Here is a 19,413-nt window from a genome sequence, read left to right on the forward strand (position 1 = left end):
GCCGGTTGCCGCCGCCTGACATTCTCCCTCCCACCGGCGACCGGACACGGACCGTCGGTGGTTCCCTGGCGCTTCGGCGCCGTTACGTTCTCGACCCGGCGTGACGACCCTCGCGGTCCCGTGATCCGGTGCCTCCCCGCTGCGACGCGTAGGAGCCACACCCATGAACACGGAACAGATCGTCCGCACATTCGTCGAGTACTTCGAGGAGCGCGGCCATCGCCGGATCACCGGCTCGACGCTGTTGCCACCGCCGGGCGACCCGGTGCTGTTCACCACCGCCGGCATGCATCCCCTCACCCCCTATCTGGAGGGCCGTCCCCATCCGCTGGGCAGACGGCTGGTCAATGTGCAGCGCTGTCTGCGCACCACGGACCTCGACGAGGTCGGCGACGCCACCCATCTGACCGTCTTCGAGATGCTCGGAACCTGGTCACTGGGCGACTACGACGGCCCGTCGAGCCTCGACTGGGGGTACCGGCTGCTCACGGAGGGGCTGGGTGTGGATCCCGGCCTGCTGCACGCCACCGTCTTCGGCGGCGACGACCAGGTCGGACCGGACACCGAATCCCTGCGTCTGTGGCAGGGCCTCGGCGTTCCCGTGGAGCTCACCGTGGAGGACAACTGGTGGTCCAACGGCCCCATAGGCCCGTGCGGGCCCGACTCGGAGATCTTCATGTGGACCGGTGACACACCGCCGGAGTCGACGCCGACCCAGGACGACCGATGGGTGGAGGTGTGGAACCACGTGATGATGCGTCACAGCCGGCGCGAGGACGGTCTCCTCGTGCCGCTTCCTCAGCCCAACATCGACACCGGGCTCGGCCTCGAGCGACTGGCCTCGCTGCTCCAGGGCAAGTCGTCGGTGTTCGAGTGCGACGTCTTCGACCCCTGGCGCCGTCTCGTCCCGGACCTGTGGCCACTGGACGAACGGTCGCTCCGCCTCGTCCTCGACCACCTGCGCTCGGCCGTCGTCGTCATCGGCGACGGGGTGCGACCGTCCAACACCGGGCAGGGCTACGTACTGCGCCGCCTGGTCCGACGGGTCCTCACCACCCTCTGGCGGGACGACACGACGCGCAGTCTCGGAGACCTGCCGGTCGAGCCGGTGTCGCACACCCTGGACCACTTCCAACAGGAGGTGGAACCCGGCCATGTAAGCCGCCTGTTGCTGGAGGAGGAGCGCCGGTTCGGCCGTCTCCTGGAGCGCGGCCGCAGCGTGCTCGCCCGCCCCCGCTTCCAACGGCCTTTGGGAGAGGAGGACTTCCACTACCTGCACGACACCCACGGCCTGCCACGTGATCTGGTGATGAGCCTGCGTCAAAGGCCGTAGCCGACGGGCGAGTTCGTACGGAGCTTGCCGGAGCGACACCTACGGGACCGACGGTCCCGTAGGTGTGGGCAGGTCGAGCGCGCGACTGAGCGCGGAGATCACGGGGGAGGCGTGGTCGGGGAGGTGCAGCGTGACCCAGGCGGCGGCGAGCCGGAGGAAGCCGTCCAGGTCGCGTTCCGCGCCGGCCAGCAGCCGGCGCAGGTCGCCGACGGGCACCTCGATCACCGGGCTGCTCTCCTCCTCGGCGTCGACGGTCAACCGCACGGTGTCGCCGTCGCGTTCGGCGAGCGGAGAGGGGTCGTGACCGAAGGAGGCCCAGCCGTCGCCGTCGAGCACCTCGCGCCAGTCGCGCCGCTCGTCCAACCCGTTGCAGCAGCCCGGCAGCAGCGTGACGCCGGTCGCGGTGTCCATGATCCGCAGGCCGCCGGAGGCGAAGAGGTCGTCCATGGTGAGCAGACCGTGCAGAAAGCCGCCGAGCAGATCGGCGGGCCGAGCCGGGCGGCCGTCTTCATCGGGTTCGACGTTGTTGCAGTCGGCGATGCTCATCACCGCGGTGCCCACCTCGGCCGGAGCGAGCCCGCCGCTGAGCGGAAGGAAGGCGTACGGCTCGGTCCCGTCGACAGGCCAGAGGGTGAAGCCGTCGGGGGCGTGGACCTCCAGGACGGGCTGCAGAACGATCACGCGCAGAGTCTGTGGCACGTCCGCCCGCCCCGCAACGCGGTTCCCGCACGGTACGGTCGCCTGCCCCACGCGACGCGGTTCCCGCGTGGCATATCCGCTCTCTCCGCACCCCGACTGCCGCGCGACACGTCTGCTCTCTCCGCAACGCGGTCACCTTGCGGCCTCCTGGTCACCGGCTGTGACGCCGCCGCCGGGGCTGCGGCATCCGCGAATCGGTCGTCCGGGGGTACCACGACGAGTCCGTGGCGGCCGGCGAGTGCCGGCCGCCACCTGCGCGCGTGCGGTCCCGAGCTAGCCTTCCCAGCCGAGATACACCGACTTGGACCAGGTGTAGAAGTCCACCGCGACGGCGCCCTGCTCGCGGAAGGTGTTGCTGGAGGAGTCGCCGACACCGCCGAACGGGACGTTGAGATCCAGGCCGGTGGTCGGGCGGTTGACCTTGACGACGCCCACGCGGACGGCAGCCGCGAAGCGCTGCGCCGCGGACAGACTACGGGTGCAGATGCCCGCGGCGAGGCCGTAGCGGGAGTCGTTGACGAGGTCGATCGCGTCGTCCAGATCCTCCGCGGGCAACACCGCGACGACCGGACCGAAGATCTCCTCGCGGGCCGCCGCGCTGTCCCGGCTCAGTCCGGTGAGGACGGTCGGGGCGAGCATCAGCCCGTCGGGGGCCTCGCCGCCCGCGGCGACGGCCGCGCCCTCGGCCCTGGCCCGCTCGACGGCGGCGGTGATCGTGCCGAGCTGCCGCTCGCTCACCACCGGCCCCATCACGGTGCCGTCGGCCAATCCGTCACCGGGGCGGCAGCGGGCCGCCTCCTTGGCGAGCGCGGCCACGAAGTCGTCGTACACACCCGGTGTGCAGATCACCCGGGAAGAGGCGGTGCAGGCCTGGCCGGTGAGGCCGAAGCCGCCGGCCGCGGCGATCCGCGCGGCCTGCTCCACATCGGCGTCGTCCAGTACCACCAGGGCGTTCTTGCCGCCCATCTCGACCTGCACCCGGCCGCGGCGTTCCTGCACCGTGCGCTCGATGCGCATGCCGACCGCGGTGGAGCCGGTGAAGGAGACCGCCGCCACCCGGGGGTCGCGCACCAGCGCCTCGCCGGCCACCGCGCCGGTGCCGTGCACCACGTTGAGCACCCCGGCGGGCAGCCCGGCCCGGACCAGGGACTCGGTGAGATGGCGGGTGGACAGCGGGGTGAGCTCCGCGGGTTTGAGCACCACAGCGTTGCCGCCGATCAACGCGGGCGCCAGCTTCCATGCGGGGATGGCGATCGGGAAGTTCCACGGGGTGATCAGCCCCACCACCCCGACCGGTTCCCGGCGGGTGTGGACCAGAGTGTCGGACAACGAGCTGGGCAGCACCTGCCCGCCGAGCCGCCAGCCTTCGGAGCCGAAGAAGCGCAGCACGTCGATGGCCCGCCGGACCTCGCCGCGCGCCTCGGGCAGCGTCTTGCCCTCCTCCCGTACCAGGTCGCGGGCGGCCTCCTCGTGGCGGTCGCGCAGGATCTCGGCCGCGTCCATCAGGATCGCGCCGCGGGCCGGGGCGGGCAGCGCCGCCCATCCCGGCTGGGCCGCGGCGGCCGCCGCCACGGCGGCGTCGACGGCCTCGGCTCCTGAGGCGGGGGCCACGGCGACCAACTCGGCGGGATGCGCCGGGTTGTGGCGCTCCAGGCCGTCACCCGCGACCTCCTCGCCGCCGATCAGATTGGGGACGTGCACAGTACTCATGAGTGCGGATTCCTTGAGGAAGTCGGGGAGTTCACAGGCTCCGGACCAGGCCGCCGTCGCAGCGCAGCGCGGTCCCGGTGACGTACGAGGCGGGGGTGCCGCACAGGAAGGCGGCGGCCGCGCCGAACTCGGCGGGGGTGCCGTAGCGTCCGGCGGGGATCGCGGCCCGCGAGGCGGCCTCGACCTCGGCGACGGGGCGCTGTTCGCGTTCGGCCCGCGCGGCGTCGAGTGCCGCCACCCGGTCGGTGGCGATACGGCCCGGCAGCAGGAGGTTGACGGTGACTCCGTCGGCCGCCACCTCGGCGGCGAGGGTCTTCAAGTAGGCGGCGAGGGCGGCCCGTCCGGCGTTCGACAGGACGAGCCCCGGCAGCGGCTCGGCGATCCCGCTGGAGCCGACGGCCAGGATGCGGCCCCAGCCGCGCCGGCGCATCGCGGGCAACGTCAGCCCCACCAACCGCTGTTGGGCCAGCAGCAGCGAGTCCACGGCTGTCGCAAGGTCTCCGGTGTCCAGACCGGCCGCGGTACCGGGCCGCGGGCCGGGGCCGTTGAGGACCAGGATGTCGGGATCGCCGTACGCCTCCCGGGCGGCCTCGACCAGCAGGCGCGGTCCGTCCGGGTCGGTGAGGTCGACCTGGACGTCGACCGCGTCGGGCAGCCCGGCGGCGATCTCCTTCGCGAGGTCGCCGCGCCGGCCGGCCACCACGACCGAGGCGCCCTCGGCGGCCAGGGCTTCGGCGACCGCCCGTCCCAGGCCGCCGGTGGAGGCCGCGACCACGGCGACACGGCCATGGATACCGAGGTCCATCAGCGCACCTCCTTGGGCAGCGCGGCAAGGTGGCGTTCCAGCTGCGGGACGAGGGCCTCGGGCAGTTGCGGGGCCGGTGGCCGCACTCCCGACTCCATGATCAGGCCGCGCCGCCGGATCGCCTCCTTGCGGAGTGCCAGGCCGATCCCGGCCTGCGCCTCGAAGTTGACCAGCGGAAGGTACGGGAGATAGGCCTCGCGGGCCGCCTCGTAGCCGCCGACGCGCCAGGCCTCGACGCAGGCGATCAGGCCCTCGGGGCACGAGAATCCGGTCATCGCCCCGGCGGCACCCGCCGCCAGTTCGTCGAGCAGGCCCAGCCCACCGAGGCCACCGAAGACCGGGACGTCCAGTTCGGCGGTGAGCCGGGCGACGGCCGCCGGGGTGGGCGGCGCCTCGGCCTTCACCGCGACCGTGGCCGGGACCGCGCGGACGGCGCGGACCAGGTCGGCGGTGCGGATCGCGACCCGGCTGGTCTCCGGGTAGTCCTGGACCACGATCCCGGCGCCGGTGACCTCGTGCACGGCGTTGAGGTGGGTGGCGACCACCTGAGGATCGGGCGAGTTGACCTGCACCATCAGTCCGGCGAGGCGGTCCCCGACCACCTCGCGGACCAGTCGTGCCTCCTCCAGCACGGGTGCGGTGGCGAGGCCGGTGACTCCGACGACCAGCGGCAGGCCGACGCTGTCGACCACCGTCTCCAGCACCGTCCGCCGCTCCTCGGTGGAGAGCCGGGCGGCCTCGCCGAAGACCCCGAGGACGGTCAGACCGGTGGTGCCGATCCGTTCGTAGTGCTCGACCAGCCGGGCCAGACCGGTCTCGTCCACCTCCAGGGCGGATCCGAGGAAGGGCGTGGCGACGACGCCCCACACTCCGGGTGCGAGCTTTTCGGGCATCATTGGGCTCCCTTCACCGTCCGGGCCAGACCGGCGGTCGCTTCTGCTGGAAGGCGAGTACGCCCTCCTCGGCGTCGTCACTGTCGAGTGCCGCCATCAGCGCCGGGGTACGGAGCTTGTGCGCGTCCTGCGGCGACAGCGCCGCGCCACGCTGCACCATCTGCTTGATGGCGCGCAGTGAGGTGGGGGCGCAGGCGAGGACGTCGGCGACCCAGCGGTCGACGGCCTCGTCCAACTGCTCGGCCGGAACCACCTCGTTGACCAGGCCCATTCCCTGCAGTTCGGCGGCGGAGGCGCGGCGGCCGGTGAGCAGCAGACCCATGGCCTGGGTGTGCGGCAGCCTGCGGACCAGCTGGAAGACCCCGCCGTCCAGCGGGATCCGGCCGACCCGGGGCTCGGTGAGACCGAAGCGTGCGTGGTCGGCGGCGACGACGATGTCGCAGCCGAGCACCATCTCCATGCCGCCACCGAGGGCGTAGCCGTTGACCCGGGCGATGACCGGCACGTCCAGGGTGGTGCGCAGGCTGAGTCCGCCGAATCCGTTCGGGTCGAGACCGGCCCAGTACTCCAGACCCGTCTTGTCGACCGCGTCGGCGGACATGTCGGCGCCCACGCAGAACGACCGCTCTCCGGAGCCGGTGACGACCACCGCCCGCACGTCGGGGTCGCCCTCGATCTCGGCCCAGATCTCGTTGAGCCGGACATTGGTCTTCACGTCCACCGCGTTGAGCACGGCGGGCCGGTCGATGGTGACCCGGGCGATGTGCCCGTCCCGCACGTAGCGGACCTCGTCGGTCATCGCAGGACCCCCTTCTCGCGGAGGAGTTCGATCTGCTCGGCGCTGTAGCCGAGTTCGCCGAGCACCTCGGCGCCGTGCTCGCCGAGCCGCGGCGGCACCCGGCGGACCTCGGCGGGGGCGGCGGACAGGTGGAGCGGCGCGTTGAGGGCCCGGATCCGGCCGGCGACCGGGTGGTCCATCTCGACGATCATCTTGTTGACCGCGGTCTGCTCGTCGTCGAGGGTCTGCTCCAGGCTGCGCACCGGGGCGCAGAGGATGTCCTCCTCCTCGAGCCGTTTCACCCAGTACTCGGTGGTGTTGCCGGCCACCGCCTCGGCGAAGAGCCGCTGGAGTTCGGGACGGTGCGTGAACTGCAGGTCGAGGGAGGCGAACTCGGGGCGCTCGCCCAGGTCCTGGTCGAGTTCGAGGGCGCGGCTGATGTGGTGCAGCGGGTTCGCCTTGAAGCCGCCGACCATGATCAGCGCGCCGTCGGTGGTGCGGAACACCCCGGTGAGCGGCATCGCGGCCCAGTTGATCTCGGATCCGCGGTTGAGCTGCTGGCAGGCCTCCTGCATCTGCATGTGGAGCATCGAGTCGTACATCGACACCTCCACCTTCTGTCCCTCGCCGGTGCGGTCGCGGTGCAGCAGGGCCAGCAGGATGCCCTGGAGCAGGTGCATGCCGGTGGTGTAGTCGCAGAGTGTGGTCGGGTAGAGGGTGACCGGGTCGTCGTCGGAGACCCGGCGCCACATCACCCCGCTGTACGCCTGGGCGATGGCGTCCTGCCCGCCCTTGTGGGCGTACGGGCCCTCGGTGCCGAAGCCGGTGCCGGAGGCCCAGATGATCCCGGGGTTGACGGCGCGCAGCGCCTCGTGGCCGAGGCCGAGCCGTTCCATCACGCCGGCGCGGAAGTTGCTCACCACGACGTCGGCGGTGCGGACCAGCTCCTGGACGGCCTGGCGGCCCTCCTCGGTGCGGGTGTCGATGGCGATGCTGCGCTTGTTGCGGTTGATCGACAGGAAGATGGGGTTGTCCAGGCCGGCCGGGTCCGGGATCGAGGTCCTGGATATGTCGCCGGTGCCCGGCCGCTCCACCTTGATCACGTCGGCCCCGTAGTCGCCCAGCAGTTGGGTGCAGGACGGGCCCATGAAGACCTGTGTGAAGTCGATGACGGTGATGCCGGTCAGCGGCTGTGCGGTGGTGGTCATGCCACGGCCTCCTCGATCTGGTCGATGGTCGCGTTCTCCGCGGGGACGTCACCGGGGTCGGCGCCCTGCTCGCGCATCCGGCGCTGGATGAGGGCCGGGTCGACGTCCCGGACCATGACTCCCTGTTCCACCGCGGTGGCGGCGGCGATGCCGGCGGCCTGGCCCATGGCCATGCACGGCGGGATCTCCCGGGAGATCCGCTGTGCCTCGGGTGTCGCGGAGTAGTGCCGGCCGGCGACCAGCAACTGGTCGACGTCGCGCGGCAGCAGGGCCCGGTACGGGGTGTAGTAGTCGCGGCCGCGGGAGACGCTGTCGGCGAAGTGACGGCGGGAGGTGACGTCCTCCTTGGTGACCACGTACTCGCCCTGGAGCAGCCGGGTCTGTCGCACGCCCATCTGTTCGGCGACGTCGAGCAGATAGGCGTTCTCGAAGCCGGGCAGGTCGGTCTTGATGTGGTCCAGGACGGCGCCGATCCGGGTCCGGGCCTCGAACTCGGCCTCGGTGAGGGAGACCGGGTCGGTGCCGTCGAAGCCGGTCATGTGCGGGCAGTTGCACCAGACCACGCCGGGGACGGGCGTCTTGAGCCACCACAGTTCCCATGCGCCGCCCAGCATCCGCTTGATCTTGCGGTTGATGGCGCGGGCCTCGCGCGGGTTCTCCTGCTCGAAGCGCTCGGCGGTCGCGGTGTCCACCCCGCCGAGCCGGAAGACCAGCGTGACCAGGTAGTTGTCCTGGGCGTAGGAGGCGCCGGCCCGGGAGGCCACGTCGATGTCCCCGGTGGTGTCGATCACCACGTCCCCCATCACCGCCTGCGGCCCGGACTTGGTCTCGCAGACCACGCCCTTCACGGCGCCGTCCTGGACCACCGGCCGGGAGAACCAGCTGTGCAGCCGCAGGTTGACCCCGCTCTCGCGGACCAGGTCGTTGGAGACCCGCTTCCAGCCGTCGGGGTCGAAGGCGACGGCGTAGCAGACCGGCTTGGGGTTGGTGTGGGAGTGGAAGTCGAAGGCGCCCCACCGGCCCCACTTGGCCCACATCTCGGGGGAGGAGCGGCGGTCCTCGGCGGGCGGGTAGACGGCGAGACCGAGCTTGGCCATGCGCTCGACGTACTCGTCGACGACGCCGGTGACGGTGATCTCGTTCCCGTTGATCATGTCGTCGAGAACAAGGACCATGCCGCCGGAGGCCAGGCCGCCGAGGGCCGAGTAGCGCTCCAGCAGGGTCACGTCGGCCCCGGCGCGGGCGGCGGCCACGGCCGCGCTGACGCCGGCCGGTCCGCCGCCGACCACGACGACGTCGGATTGCCGGACCACGGGTGCCTCGACGGCGTCGAGAGAGACGGTCTGGGGCATCTGAGTTCCTTTCAGCTCCCGACGCGGACGGCGCCGCGACGGAGGACGAGCACGTAGAGCAGGACGCTGAGCAGGCACAGGACCGCGCCGTAGACGGGGAACGCCCAGGCGGCGCCGATGTCCTGGAACCACAGCAGGAGATAGGGGGCGGTGCCGCCGAAGCCGGCCACACCGATCGCGTAGCCGAGGCCGACGCCGGTGACCCGGCAGCTGGTCGGCATCAAGGTGGCGGCGACGGTGTTGTACAGGCCCATGGTGAAGGCCAGTACCGGGGCGCCGACCAGCATCACCACGGTGAACACGGCCATGCCGGGGCGTTGGTAGGCGAGCACGATGAAGATCAGCGGCACCACGGCGAGCCGGGAGGCGATGAAGGTGCGGGAGATCCGGTTGCGGTCGGCGAGCCGGCCGACCAGGGGGTAGAGCGCGGCCACGCAGATGCCGGCGACGGTGGAGACCAGGAAGACGGTGTCCGGGTCCTCCAGGTAGGCGGAGCGTGCCAGGTTGGGCAGTCCGGTGGCCCAGGTGTAGTTGAGCGCCTGGGCGCCGGCCACTACGAAGACGATCGCCAGCAGTGCGAGGCGGTGCTGCCAGACCTCGGCCCAGACCTGGCCCACCCGGGCCGGTTCGGCCGGCTTGTCCTCCTGGCCGTGCAGGGTCTCCGGCAGGGCGCGGCGCAGCCAGAGGAAGACCAGGCCGCCGACGGCGCCGACCGCGAACGGGATGCGCCAGCCCCAGGAGGCCATGGCGTCGGGAGCGATCACCGAGGTGGTGAGGAAGCAGACCAGTGACGCGCCGACGATGCCGGCCTGGACGTAGATACTGATGACGCTGCCGAACCGGGCGGTCTTGCCCTCGGGTGCCAGCTCCACGATGTAGGCGGAGTTCAGCGGGGCTTCGATGCCGGTGGAGAGTCCCTGCAGGATGCGGCTGGCCAGCAGGATGACGCCGGCCCAGACGCCGATGCTCGCATGGCTGGGCAGGAGGGCGATGACCAGGCTGGACAGCACCATCGAGCCGATGGAGAAGAGCATGACGGACCGTCGGCCGATCCGGTCGGCGAGGGTTCCGAAGATGATCGCGCCGAGCGGCCGGGCGGCGAAGCCGACGGCGAAGACGGCGAGCGCGGACATGGTCTCGGAGACGGAGCTGCCGGAGGGGAAGTAGAGCGGGCCGATGTAGGAGGCCAGCAGCCCGTAGACCATCCAGTCGTACCACTCGATGGCGTTGCCGCCGCCGAGGGCGAGCAGGGCGCGGCGGTGGGAGAGGGAGTTTCCGGTGGCGACAGAGGATCTGTCGATGAGTGATGCCATGGTGGGGCACCTCATGAGGGAGGCGCACGGAACGAGGCCGTGCGGTACCGGCGCCCGGGCCGACGGCCGGGGCGTTGGGGACGGGACGGCGCGAGGCCTGTGCCTACCAGCTGGGCGGAGTGATGACCCAGATCGAGGTGGCGGGCTCGTCGCCGGGGTTGACGTACCAGTGCGGAGTACTGGAGGAGTACGTGATGGAATCGCCCGCTTCGAGCCGGTGACGGACGCCGTCGAGATAGACGTCCTTCACGCCGGAGAGGACGATGCCGAACTCCTCGCCGTTGTGCCGGAAGGGGTTGGCGCTGGTGTCGTGGCCCGGCTGGGTGACCACCCAGAGGACCTCGAGTGCGCCGTTGAGCGATGGGGTGAGCAGTTCGTAGCGGTCGCCGTCAGCGGGGTCCGAGCCGTGGAAGTCCAGGCTGCGGCGCTCGTGGGCACGGACGACGGGGCTGACCTGGTCCGCGAGATGGAACAGCCGCCCGATCGGGACGTCCAGACCGTGGGCGATCTGCACCAGGCTGGTGAAGGAGGGGTTGCCCTTCCCCCGTTCGACCTGGCTGATCAGTCCGGTGCTGATGCCGGACCGGCGGCTGAGTTCGTCCAGGGTCAGATCGGCCTGCTTGCGCAGGGCCTTGATCTGCAGGCCGACCGTGGCGACCAGTACATCGAGATCCGGCCGGCCGTCCGGCATCGGTGCGTCGGTGTCGTGCACGGTCTCCACCTGTCCCTGGGGGCTGTGTCCTGCGCCATATTGAAGACCTTCAGGATGATGAAAACAAGCCCCTGATGTTCATCTCCGTGACGCCGCGCCCGAGCCCGCCCCGGCGCGGAGAGGAATTCGCAGGTCAGGAGAGTGTGACCGGAAGACGCGGAAGCCGCCCCGGCGCGGGCCGGGGCGGCGGTGAGGGTCGGGCGCGTGGCGGCGCCGATGTCGTTGAAAACGTGGCGAGTTGGGGAATCGCGTCAGGAATCGGCCAAGGCCCGGGCGATGCCGGGAGCGGTCGGGCAGGCCCTAGCGGTCGTCGGCTTTCCGCTGCACCTCGGCCACGTTCACGTCCTCGGTCTCCGGTGCCCCGAACGGTTCGACGATCACCCCGCCGTCGGTCAGGGTGACCTCCAACGCCAGCTGGTTGCCCATGAAGCGCAGATCCAGCCTTGCCCGGGGCGCCCCCGCACGGTCCGGCATCCGGTGGATCCGCGGCGCCGGGTAGTCCAGGCCCATCAGCTTCTCGCGCATCGCCTGGTAGCCGGTCGTCCCCGCGTTCTCGAACGCCTCGCGGACGCGCTGCGCGTGCTCGTTGCCCATGCACTTGTCGATGCCGGTCAGGGGCACCTCCTCGACCGGACCCTGACTGGTGGAGTCCGGGCTCGGCATCGCGGGAGCGGGATCATCCACGGGAACGGGTATGTCGCCCTCCTCGTTCGGAGTTCCGGGCGGGGTCTCGCCCGGCCCGTATCGCGGTGTGGACGCCTCCTCCGCACCCGGCAGATCCTCCGGTTCGGGTACGCCGTCGGTGCCGCCGGAGGAGTCGGGGGCGCAGGTGTCCATGACGCGGCCCAGCAGCGCGAGGAACCGGATCTCCGGATCGCTGCTGTCCGACAGGGCGTCGCGCCGCGCCGTCGCCGAGACGGCGCTGCCCGCGGGGGTCTGGTCGGCGGAAGCGCTCAGCCTGCCGCAGCCGGACAGGACCAGGCAGCCGAGGGCGGTCAACAGCACGGGCTTCTGGAGAGACATGGATCGCATGCACGCAACATGCAGGATGCCGTTCATCGCGCACATGAGTACGGGTACTCACCTGTCCCTGAGGTCGTACTCCCGTGCCTCGACACGGTCGCGTCGTTGACGGCGAAGGCGCCTCCGCGACGGCGGAGCACCGCATAGCGCTGCTGCTCACCGGCGGCAAGTCCCGCTCACCCGAAGGTGTGGTGACGTACGCCAGGAGTTCGGATCGCACTCGAACGGCGTAGTGTCATATGCATGCCGCCCGGGGTCGGGGGACGACTCGCGGGGGCGAACAGGGGAGAGGACGGCATCGGACGATGGCGGGCAGGGGCACTGACTGGGGTGAACGGGGACTGTGCAGGACGGCCGACCCCGACGATCTGTTCGTCGAGGGCGCCGCACAACACCGCGCCAAGGCGCTGTGCAACGGCTGCACCGTACGCACCGAATGCCTTGCCTATGCGCTGGACCAGCGCATCGAGCACGGTGTGTGGGGAGGCATGACCGAGCGGGAGCGCCGCGCACTGCTGCGCCGCCGGCCCATGGTCTCCTCCTGGCGGCGCCTTCTGGAGACGGCTCGGTGGGAACACGAGCACACCCAGGGCGCCGTGCCCGCTCGGCCCAGGGCGAGTTGACGTCCCGGCACACGGGTTGGGTCGCCGGGCCCGGTCGACGGGCGTGGTCGCGTCCGGAGTGACAGGATCAGCGGGTGTCCGTGATGAGCAAGCTGCAGATCAAGTCCGGCCAGAGCGTCGTCGTGCTGGGCAAGCCCGGTGATGTCCAGCTGGACGTCGAAGGGGAGGACGCGGAGGTCGCGGCCTCGGCCGATGCGGTGCTCGCCTTCGTGACCATGGCCGGCGACCTCGACGGGGCGGATGCCGGGGCGGCGCTGGCCGCCGCGCGGCGTGACGCGCTGGCCTGGGTGGCCTACCCGAAGGGCGGGCGACTGGGCACGGACCTCAATCGTGACTCCCTGGCCGCCCTGCTCGCCGAGCGGGGCGTGCGACCTGTGCGGCAGGTGTCCATCGACGACACCTGGTCGGCGCTCCGCTTCCGGCCCGCCGGCTGACCCCTGCCGACAGGGCGCGACAACGCCGCCGCCGTAGGCCGCCCTGCCGCACTCCGGTGCGGCCCGGCAGCCGACGACTGCCGACCGGAGTGCGCGCCGCTCCTCGCTCGGCCGCCAACCAGGCCTGGGCGAGCGGGAATCGGCGTACGACGTCGGTGCGCCCGGGCCGCGCGGGTCCCCGCGCCGTCGGCCGGGCAGCCGACGGACGATGTTCCCCGCATCGTCGTTGCTGGTCACGGCCTTGCAGCGGTTCTCGGCCCGGAGCCCGAGCGAGGAATCGTGGCCGTTATCCTCCGCGTATGTCCCCAACTGCCGCGCAGCTCCTGCGCAACGATCCGCGCACCGCGGACGTCGCGGCCCGCGAGACCGTCGCGCTTCCCCTCCGCAAGGCGGAGGCCCTGCTGCACACCCTGCGAGCAGGCGAGACGGTGCTGGCGCTCTACCACCAAGGGCTGGGGTACGCCGCGCTCACCGAGGAGGCACTCGTCCTGCTCGGCGGGGATGTGCCGACCCGGGTTCCCAGGCCCCTGACGATCCTGCGCACGGCGTACGGGGCGCAGCGACGTGTGGACCTGTCCGTGACGGGGCGGCGCATCACGGTGTGGGGCTCGCAGCTCGATGCGTCCGGCGAACTCGTCCAGCACGCCGGGAGACTGGTGTCCGACTCCCTCGCCGCTGATCCCCGCACCGCCGCGGCCGACGCCGACGAGAACATCTCGTTGCCGGACGACCACAAGAAGGTGCTGCTGGCGGAACTCGGACCGGACGAAGTCGTGCGGTCGCTCTACCACTGCGGCTGGGGCTATGCGGCGCTCACCGACCGCGGACTCATCCTCCTTCGCCCTCTCCTGACGCCCGAGGCGTCCCGGGCGCCGAAGCCGCTGCGGATCCAGCGCCGCGCCCACGGCCTTCTCGACCGCGTCGACGTCGTCGTCGACGGCGCGGTGCGCAAACTGCACGGATCGAAGATCGACCCCAAGGGAGAACTCCTCGAAGCCGTGGGGGAACTCCTGCCCGCCGACGCTCCCGTGCGTTCCAACGGCAAAGCACGCTCCGTCACTTGGCTGCGCAGACACCCCGTTCTCCTGGCCACGGTCGTGGCCGGCACGCTCGTCGCAGGACTGAGCTCGGTCTCGAACGGACACGACGACCCGGCCCGTGCCGGGTCGGACACCTCACTGGCCGTCCCCGACTTCAGCGGGGACTCTGTCACCGCAGCCGTCGCGGACGCCCAGGCGCACGCCTGGCTGAAGGTGTCGGTGTCCGATGCCTCCTCCGCCTTCCGGCCGGTGGAGAACACCGCGTCCGGCTGGCAGGTCTGCTTCCAGACGCCGTCGCGACAGGAAACCGTCCGCCCGTCCCTGCGCACGCTCACGCTCTACGCGGTGCCGCAGCAGGAGGTGTGCCCGACACACCTCCTGGGCCCGCGCCGAGTCGCCGTGCCCGACCTCGTCGGCAAGAGCCTCGACGACGCCGACCGCGCCCTGGAGACGCTCGACCTCGCTCACCCGGCGACGCGGCACGCGTACACCGGCAAGCGCCTGGACAACGGCTCCCACGACCTCGACGAGTGGCACGTGTGCCGCCAGCAACCGGAGCCCGGCACCGAGGTCCTGGTCTCGACCCAGGTCGGCCTGTGGCTGATCGACCCCGGCGCCCCCTGCACCCGGCCGAGCCCCAAGCCGACACCGAAGCCCGAACCGAAACCCAAGCCGAAGCCCCGCCCCCAGCCGTCCCACGACTCCACTGCGGGCGGCGCCACGACGGGAGGCGGTACGAGCGGCGGCTCGGCCGGCAGCGGTGGCGCGACGAACGGCGGCTCGACCGGTGGTGGCTCCTCCAGCACTTCAGGCGGAGGGACAGGCGGTTCCGGCAGTCAGTCCGGCATCCAGTTCGGGCAGTACTGCTCTCCCGTGGGCGCCACCGCGACCGCGGCCGACGGACGCCCCGCGAAGTGCTACATGGGCAAGGACGGCCGGGCCCGCTGGGGTTACGACTCCAGCTGACACGAAGGCGTCGCCCTACAGGGCGCTCCGCCGACGCGACACGCCGCCGTGCGCTCTTCACGTCGGTGAAGAGTCCGACGACCGAGGCGCTGGTGTGCGTGGCATGCCTGGCGCAGCCGATCGGAGGCGTCGTGGTTCGTGAGGCGACAGGGCGGAGGTGGATGGAGCATTTGGTGTCAAGTGAGAACGTATCGAATGAAGAGATGGCGGTAATGTGGCTTCATGACCGCTGATGTTCCTCACCGGACCACCTCCTCGCGCGCGACCAACCGCCCGGGGGACACCTCGCCTTTCGCTCTCGGACTGCTGCTGCGACAGGCGCACTGGCGCGCGGCGGCGGTGATGACGGAGGCGCTTCGGCCGCTCGGCATCGAGTTGAGGCACTTTGCCGTACTGATCGTGCTGGTCGACCGCGGCCCCACGGTGCAGCGCGACTTGGTCGCGGCGACGGGGTCGGACAAGGCGGGGATCATGCGGGTCGTGGACGACCTGGAGCGTAAGGGGCTGGCCGTCCGCAGAGCCGTTCCGGGGGACAGGCGGGCGCGGGCAGTGGAGATCACTCCTGAGGGCGTCGAGCTCTTCGATGCAGCTCATGTGGCGGCGCCGCCGTTGGCCGAGCGCCTCGTGGCCGACCTGGGGCCCGGCGAGCCCGAGCAGTTGATGGACCTGCTGACGCGCTTCGCCTATCCCAGAGGCGGTCAGGCCTGACCGCCGCCGCGTGCTGCGACGACGCCGTGTGACGTCCCAGGGTGGGATGTCACACGGCGTCTGTGGTCCGGGCGTCAGGCGGCGAGGCGCTCGGCGAGTTCCTTGGCTTTGGCGCTCGCGTGCTCGAAGGCATGCTTGCGGGAGGCCTCGTACAGGGGGACCAGTTCGGACATGGCCGGGTTGCGGGGGGCCATGGTGAGTTCAGGGACGATGAAGGAGAGGTCCAGGCCGAGGGTGCTGTTGAGGACTGCCTCCAGGTAGTTCTGTACGAACTCGTACCCCTCGCGCGGGGTGCCCGGTGCGTAGGAGCCGCCGCGGCTTGCGACGACGACGACCGGAGTGCCCTGGGCGGAGGGGTTCTCACCCGCAGTGCGGCCGACCAGGAGCACGTTGTCCAGCCATGCCTTGAGCGTCGACGGGATCGAGTAGTTGTACATGGGGGCGCCGATCAGGACGGCATCCGCCTGCTCCAGCTCCTCGATGAGTTCCAAGCGCGCGGCGAACGCGGCGGACTGCTCCGGGCTGTGCTCCGACGGGGTGGTATATCCGGCGGACCAGGCGGCGGCGGTGATGTGCGGTACGGGGTCGGCGGCGACATCGCGGTAGATCACCGTGCCCTCCGGGTGCTGCTCCTCCCAGGTCTTGCGGAAGACGGCTGCCACCGAGCGGGACGAGGAGGCCTCGCCGGGGAACACGGACGAGTCGATGTGCAACAGCGTGGTCATGACCTTCTCCAATGAACGTCGCCCCAGGCGGTGAGCCAGGACGGAGACGCGTGCTCGCGGAAGATAGTATTGAATGATACCGTTGCAAACAATACAGTCGACGAAGGTGGTCACGGTGACCGAGGAGCGCGGGTTAATGGACGTCTACGAGGCAGTCATGAGCCGACGGGCCGTACGCGGATTCACGGACCGGCCCGTCTCGAAGGCGGTGCTGGAGTACGTGCTGTCCGCCGCGGCCTGGGCACCGTCCGGATCGAACCTCCAGCCGTGGCACGCATACATACTCACCGGCACGCCGCTGGCCGAGCTCAAAAAGCGTGCCGGTGAACGTCTGGTCGCGGGCGACCCCTGGGACGAGCCGGAGTACGAGCAGTACCCGGCCGCGCTGAAGTCCCCGTACCGTGAGCGCCGATCCGCCTTCGGTGAGCAGCGCTACGGCGCGCTGGGCATTGCGCGCGAGGACCTGGAGGCGCGCCAGCGGGCCGCCGCGGCGAACTGGGAGTGCTTCGGCGCGCCCGCCGCCCTGTTCTGCTACATCGACCGCGGCCTGGGAAGGCCCCAGTGGTCCGACGTCGGCATGTATCTGCAGACCGTCATGCTGCTGCTCCGCGCCGAAGGGCTGCACAGCTGCCCGCAGATGGCGTGGGCGAAGTTCCACAGGACGGTCGCGGAGGTCCTGTCACCGCCGGACGAGCTCATGCTCTTCTGCGGGATGTCGATCGGGTTCGAGGACCGCTCGGTGGATCAGGCCCGTACCGGCCGGGCGCCGCTCGGCGAGACGGTCACCTTCGTCGGCTTCTGACGACCGCCCGTCCTCAGTCGACCGACGTGCCGCCGGCGGACCGCTCGGCGAGGAAGGTCGCTGCCCGCACCCCGTCCGATGCTGCCGGGAGGGCCGGTGGGTGAGGTGTTGCCCGTGGTGTTCCGATGGCGTGGGCGGGGCTTCCCCGGTGGGCGACGTGGAGGATCGCGGGGGAGGCGGCGAGCCTGTCCAGGCCGAGAATGGCGCCCATGCAGAGCAGGACCCAGGCCGCAAGGATGATCAGCCCGCTCTCGACGCCGTCGTTGTGGAAGTACGCCAGGCCGTTGAGCGCTCGCACGCCGACGCCGGGCGGCATCACCGAGGCCAGTGGCTGCAGCCACCGGGGCAGGAAGGAAGGCGGCAGGACTCCGCCGCTGGTCGCGTTGCCCATCACGAGCATGAAGATCGATCCCAGAGGGACGCCGAGCGGTCCGAAGAGGCGGATCAGCAGGACGGTTCCCGCCGCCACGGCGCCCGACATGAGTGTGACGATGCCGGCGATCCCCAGGACGGGTCCGGGGATGGCGCCGAAGGCCGCCCCCGCGACGAGGGCCGTGGCCAGCCCGCCGACCACCGCGAAGAGCGTGAGGCTGCCCATGCGCTGGGTGAACGGAAGACGCGGCGCCACCTGGTAGGTCATCTGGCCGAAGAGAAAGCCCGCGAGAACCAGGCCGAAGGAGGCGTAGAACACCGAAAGCCCCCGGCTGTCTCCCGGGGCCAGCGGGACGATGTCCTCCACATGGGCCTTCGGGCCGTCGACACCGGGCTGGGGGCGGCCCAGAGGCGCCACCAGCGCCTGGACCGCGACTCCGTTCGCACCCGCGTACAGAAGATGTGGCGCGGAACCCGTCTGCACGTAGGCCGCATAGGCCTTGCGGTGCTCGACGGCCGACCTGGCCGCGGTCTCGCCGGAATAGCGCTCCACCTGGAAGGCGTCGGGCGCCGTCCGCTGCAGTCGCACGTCGAACAGTGCCGCGTTCTTGTCGGACGCCACCACCGCGATGGGCAGTCGGTGGGCCGTGGGCGTGTGGAAGGCGGCGAGGAAGACACTGACGAACGCCAGACCCACGGTGAGCACCGTGATGACGGGTTTGAGAACGGCCGCCGAGCCGGTGAGGCCGGGCTTGTTCGGTGCGGCATCGGTCGGGATCGCCGCACGGTGCCGGTGGCGCGCGCCGGTCTCGTGTCCGTCCATGGCTGTGGTGTCGCTGATGATCTCGTGGTGCACGGACTTCCTTCGCAAAGCGTCGACGGCCCGGGCGGCGGACGGCGGTCCGGGCAGTTCGTCACAGCATCGAAGGTCGGCGTTGGTCCCGGCATCACTCGTTCATGCGATTTCGCCCGGACAGTCCGTCGCCTTTCCGGGTGCGATCCGGATCACCGGAATAGATGGTTGAGGGTTCAACTTATTCATGTACATTGAGATGCGGAGGGCGCGGTCGAGCGCCACTCCCTGACTCCCCGGGGTGGGCGGCCGCTGTCGCGGCGTGCGCCCGGAGACAATCCCTCGCTCCCTGTGCTCGCACAGGCAGCGCATTTCCACATCCTCATTGTGGAATGATCAATCCTGAATGTTGGGAAGAGACCCATGCCTCACCTGCTCCACATCGACTCCAGCTCGCGCGGTGCCGACTCCCTCACGCGGCAGATCGGCGCTCAGTACGTCGCGGCCTGGCGACGTACGCATCCCGAGGGCACCGTGGCCTATCGGGACGTCACCGAGGAAGTGCCGGACCTCGTCTCCGCGGACTGGGTCACCGGCGTCTTCGGCCCGGTCGAGCAGCACACGCCGGGGACCAGGGCCGCCGTCGACGCGTCCGGGACGCTCATCGCCGAGGTCGAGGCCGCGGACGTGCTGGTGCTCGGGGTGCCGATGTACAACTTCAGCGTTCCCGCGGCCTTCAAGGCCTGGATCGACCAGATCTGCATGGCCGGCCGCACCTTCGCCTATGACGAGAACGGTCCGCGCGGCCTGCTCGCCGGCAAGAAGGCGGTGGTCGTCCGTGCGTCGGGCAGCGACTTCACCGATCCCGCGTTCGCCGCCCTGGACCACCACGCCCCCTATCTGCGTGGTGTCCTCGGTTTCATCGGCATCACCGACGTGGAGTTCCTCTCGGTCAACGGACCGGGTCGCGAGCAGATCGAAGCGGGGCTGATCGAGGCCGATCGTGCCATCGCCGCATCGCTCAAGGCCTCCTGAGGCCGCAGGACACGGGAGGCCCGCCGGCGTGGCGGACGAGAGAGCGCTGCTCCCGCAGAGCGCCTCCATCGACCGCCGCGCCGCGCGGG

At 70.9% G+C, this 19,413-nt stretch carries 19 protein-coding genes; 7 read left to right on the top strand and 12 right to left on the bottom strand.

The features are described 5' to 3' along the window. Window positions 1–163: 163 nt before the first annotated feature. On the top strand, window positions 164–1,333 hold the full coding sequence (locus ACZ4IF_RS40760) for an alanine--tRNA ligase-related protein (protein ID WP_467573103.1): 1,170 nt from the start codon (window positions 164–166) through the stop codon (window positions 1,331–1,333). 39 nt (window positions 1,334–1,372) lie between these two features. On the opposite strand, the gene ACZ4IF_RS40765 is transcribed toward ACZ4IF_RS40760, so the two are convergent. The 10 genes from ACZ4IF_RS40765 to ACZ4IF_RS40810 form a co-directional block, all read right to left on the bottom strand. Further along, window positions 1,373–2,014 carry a hypothetical protein gene (locus ACZ4IF_RS40765; RefSeq protein WP_467573105.1) on the bottom strand — a complete coding sequence of 214 codons (642 nt, stop codon included), beginning with the start codon at window positions 2,012–2,014 and terminating at the stop codon, window positions 1,373–1,375. 291 nt (window positions 2,015–2,305) lie between these two features. Next, window positions 2,306–3,742: an aldehyde dehydrogenase family protein gene (locus tag ACZ4IF_RS40770; RefSeq protein WP_467573111.1), complete on the bottom strand. Its 1,437-nt coding sequence runs from the start codon at window positions 3,740–3,742 to the stop codon at window positions 2,306–2,308. A 31-nt stretch (window positions 3,743–3,773) separates the two neighbouring features. Further along, window positions 3,774–4,547: an SDR family oxidoreductase gene (locus ACZ4IF_RS40775; RefSeq protein WP_467573115.1), complete on the bottom strand. Its 774-nt coding sequence runs from the start codon at window positions 4,545–4,547 to the stop codon at window positions 3,774–3,776. Beyond that, window positions 4,547–5,440 carry a dihydrodipicolinate synthase family protein gene (locus ACZ4IF_RS40780; protein ID WP_467573118.1) on the bottom strand — a complete coding sequence of 298 codons (894 nt, stop codon included), beginning with the start codon at window positions 5,438–5,440 and terminating at the stop codon, window positions 4,547–4,549. Before ACZ4IF_RS40780 ends, ACZ4IF_RS40775 begins: the two co-directional genes overlap by 1 nt. A gap of 13 nt (window positions 5,441–5,453) precedes the next feature. Continuing rightward, window positions 5,454–6,239 (bottom strand): enoyl-CoA hydratase-related protein, encoded by a 786-nt coding sequence (locus ACZ4IF_RS40785; RefSeq protein WP_467573121.1) that lies wholly within the window; start codon window positions 6,237–6,239, stop codon window positions 5,454–5,456. Then, the gene (locus ACZ4IF_RS40790) at window positions 6,236–7,426 is read right to left on the bottom strand and encodes a CaiB/BaiF CoA transferase family protein (protein ID WP_467573124.1); all 1,191 of its coding nucleotides are present in this window, start codon (window positions 7,424–7,426) and stop codon (window positions 6,236–6,238) included. The genes ACZ4IF_RS40785 and ACZ4IF_RS40790 overlap by 4 nt, the downstream gene beginning before the upstream one ends. Further along, window positions 7,423–8,778, bottom strand: a complete 1,356-nt coding sequence (locus tag ACZ4IF_RS40795) for an FAD-dependent oxidoreductase (protein ID WP_467573127.1) — start codon at window positions 8,776–8,778, stop codon at window positions 7,423–7,425. The genes ACZ4IF_RS40790 and ACZ4IF_RS40795 overlap by 4 nt, the downstream gene beginning before the upstream one ends. A gap of 11 nt (window positions 8,779–8,789) precedes the next feature. Further along, a complete protein-coding gene (locus ACZ4IF_RS40800; RefSeq protein WP_467573130.1) occupies window positions 8,790–10,091 on the bottom strand; it encodes an MFS transporter in 1,302 nt (433 codons plus the stop codon). 103 nt (window positions 10,092–10,194) lie between these two features. After that, window positions 10,195–10,803, bottom strand: coding sequence for a helix-turn-helix domain-containing protein (locus tag ACZ4IF_RS40805; RefSeq protein ID WP_345653839.1), 609 nt, complete (start codon window positions 10,801–10,803; stop codon window positions 10,195–10,197). Between the two features lie 300 nt (window positions 10,804–11,103). Beyond that, window positions 11,104–11,835, bottom strand: coding sequence for a hypothetical protein (locus ACZ4IF_RS40810; RefSeq protein ID WP_467573135.1), 732 nt, complete (start codon window positions 11,833–11,835; stop codon window positions 11,104–11,106). A gap of 230 nt (window positions 11,836–12,065) precedes the next feature. Here ACZ4IF_RS40810 and ACZ4IF_RS40815 point away from each other — a divergent pair, with 230 nt between their 5' ends. From ACZ4IF_RS40815 to ACZ4IF_RS40830, 4 genes are all read left to right on the top strand, one after another. Then, a complete protein-coding gene (locus ACZ4IF_RS40815; RefSeq protein WP_467573137.1) occupies window positions 12,066–12,449 on the top strand; it encodes a WhiB family transcriptional regulator in 384 nt (127 codons plus the stop codon). Between the two features lie 83 nt (window positions 12,450–12,532). Then, window positions 12,533–12,883: a hypothetical protein gene (locus tag ACZ4IF_RS40820; RefSeq protein ID WP_467573139.1), complete on the top strand. Its 351-nt coding sequence runs from the start codon at window positions 12,533–12,535 to the stop codon at window positions 12,881–12,883. Between the two features lie 299 nt (window positions 12,884–13,182). Continuing rightward, on the top strand, window positions 13,183–14,889 hold the full coding sequence (locus ACZ4IF_RS40825; protein WP_467573142.1) for a PASTA domain-containing protein: 1,707 nt from the start codon (window positions 13,183–13,185) through the stop codon (window positions 14,887–14,889). 222 nt (window positions 14,890–15,111) lie between these two features. After that, on the top strand, window positions 15,112–15,597 hold the full coding sequence (locus tag ACZ4IF_RS40830; protein WP_467573145.1) for a MarR family winged helix-turn-helix transcriptional regulator: 486 nt from the start codon (window positions 15,112–15,114) through the stop codon (window positions 15,595–15,597). 74 nt (window positions 15,598–15,671) lie between these two features. On the opposite strand, the gene ACZ4IF_RS40835 is transcribed toward ACZ4IF_RS40830, so the two are convergent. Then, entirely contained in the window at window positions 15,672–16,322 is a 651-nt protein-coding gene (locus ACZ4IF_RS40835) for an FMN-dependent NADH-azoreductase (RefSeq protein WP_467573147.1), read from the bottom strand. A gap of 136 nt (window positions 16,323–16,458) precedes the next feature. Between ACZ4IF_RS40835 and ACZ4IF_RS40840 the strand changes: the two genes are divergently transcribed. Continuing rightward, window positions 16,459–17,124 carry a nitroreductase gene (locus ACZ4IF_RS40840; protein WP_467573182.1) on the top strand — a complete coding sequence of 222 codons (666 nt, stop codon included), beginning with the start codon at window positions 16,459–16,461 and terminating at the stop codon, window positions 17,122–17,124. A 13-nt stretch (window positions 17,125–17,137) separates the two neighbouring features. Here ACZ4IF_RS40840 and ACZ4IF_RS40845 read toward each other — a convergent pair whose 3' ends face one another. Further along, window positions 17,138–18,352: an ABC transporter permease gene (locus ACZ4IF_RS40845; protein WP_467573149.1), complete on the bottom strand. Its 1,215-nt coding sequence runs from the start codon at window positions 18,350–18,352 to the stop codon at window positions 17,138–17,140. 360 nt (window positions 18,353–18,712) lie between these two features. On the opposite strand from ACZ4IF_RS40845, the gene ACZ4IF_RS40850 reads away from it, so the two are divergent. Next, on the top strand, window positions 18,713–19,324 hold the full coding sequence (locus ACZ4IF_RS40850) for an FMN-dependent NADH-azoreductase (RefSeq protein WP_467573152.1): 612 nt from the start codon (window positions 18,713–18,715) through the stop codon (window positions 19,322–19,324). Window positions 19,325–19,413: the final 89 nt, after the last annotated feature.

The sequence above is a fragment of the Streptomyces sp. NPDC025784 genome (assembly GCF_055558435.1).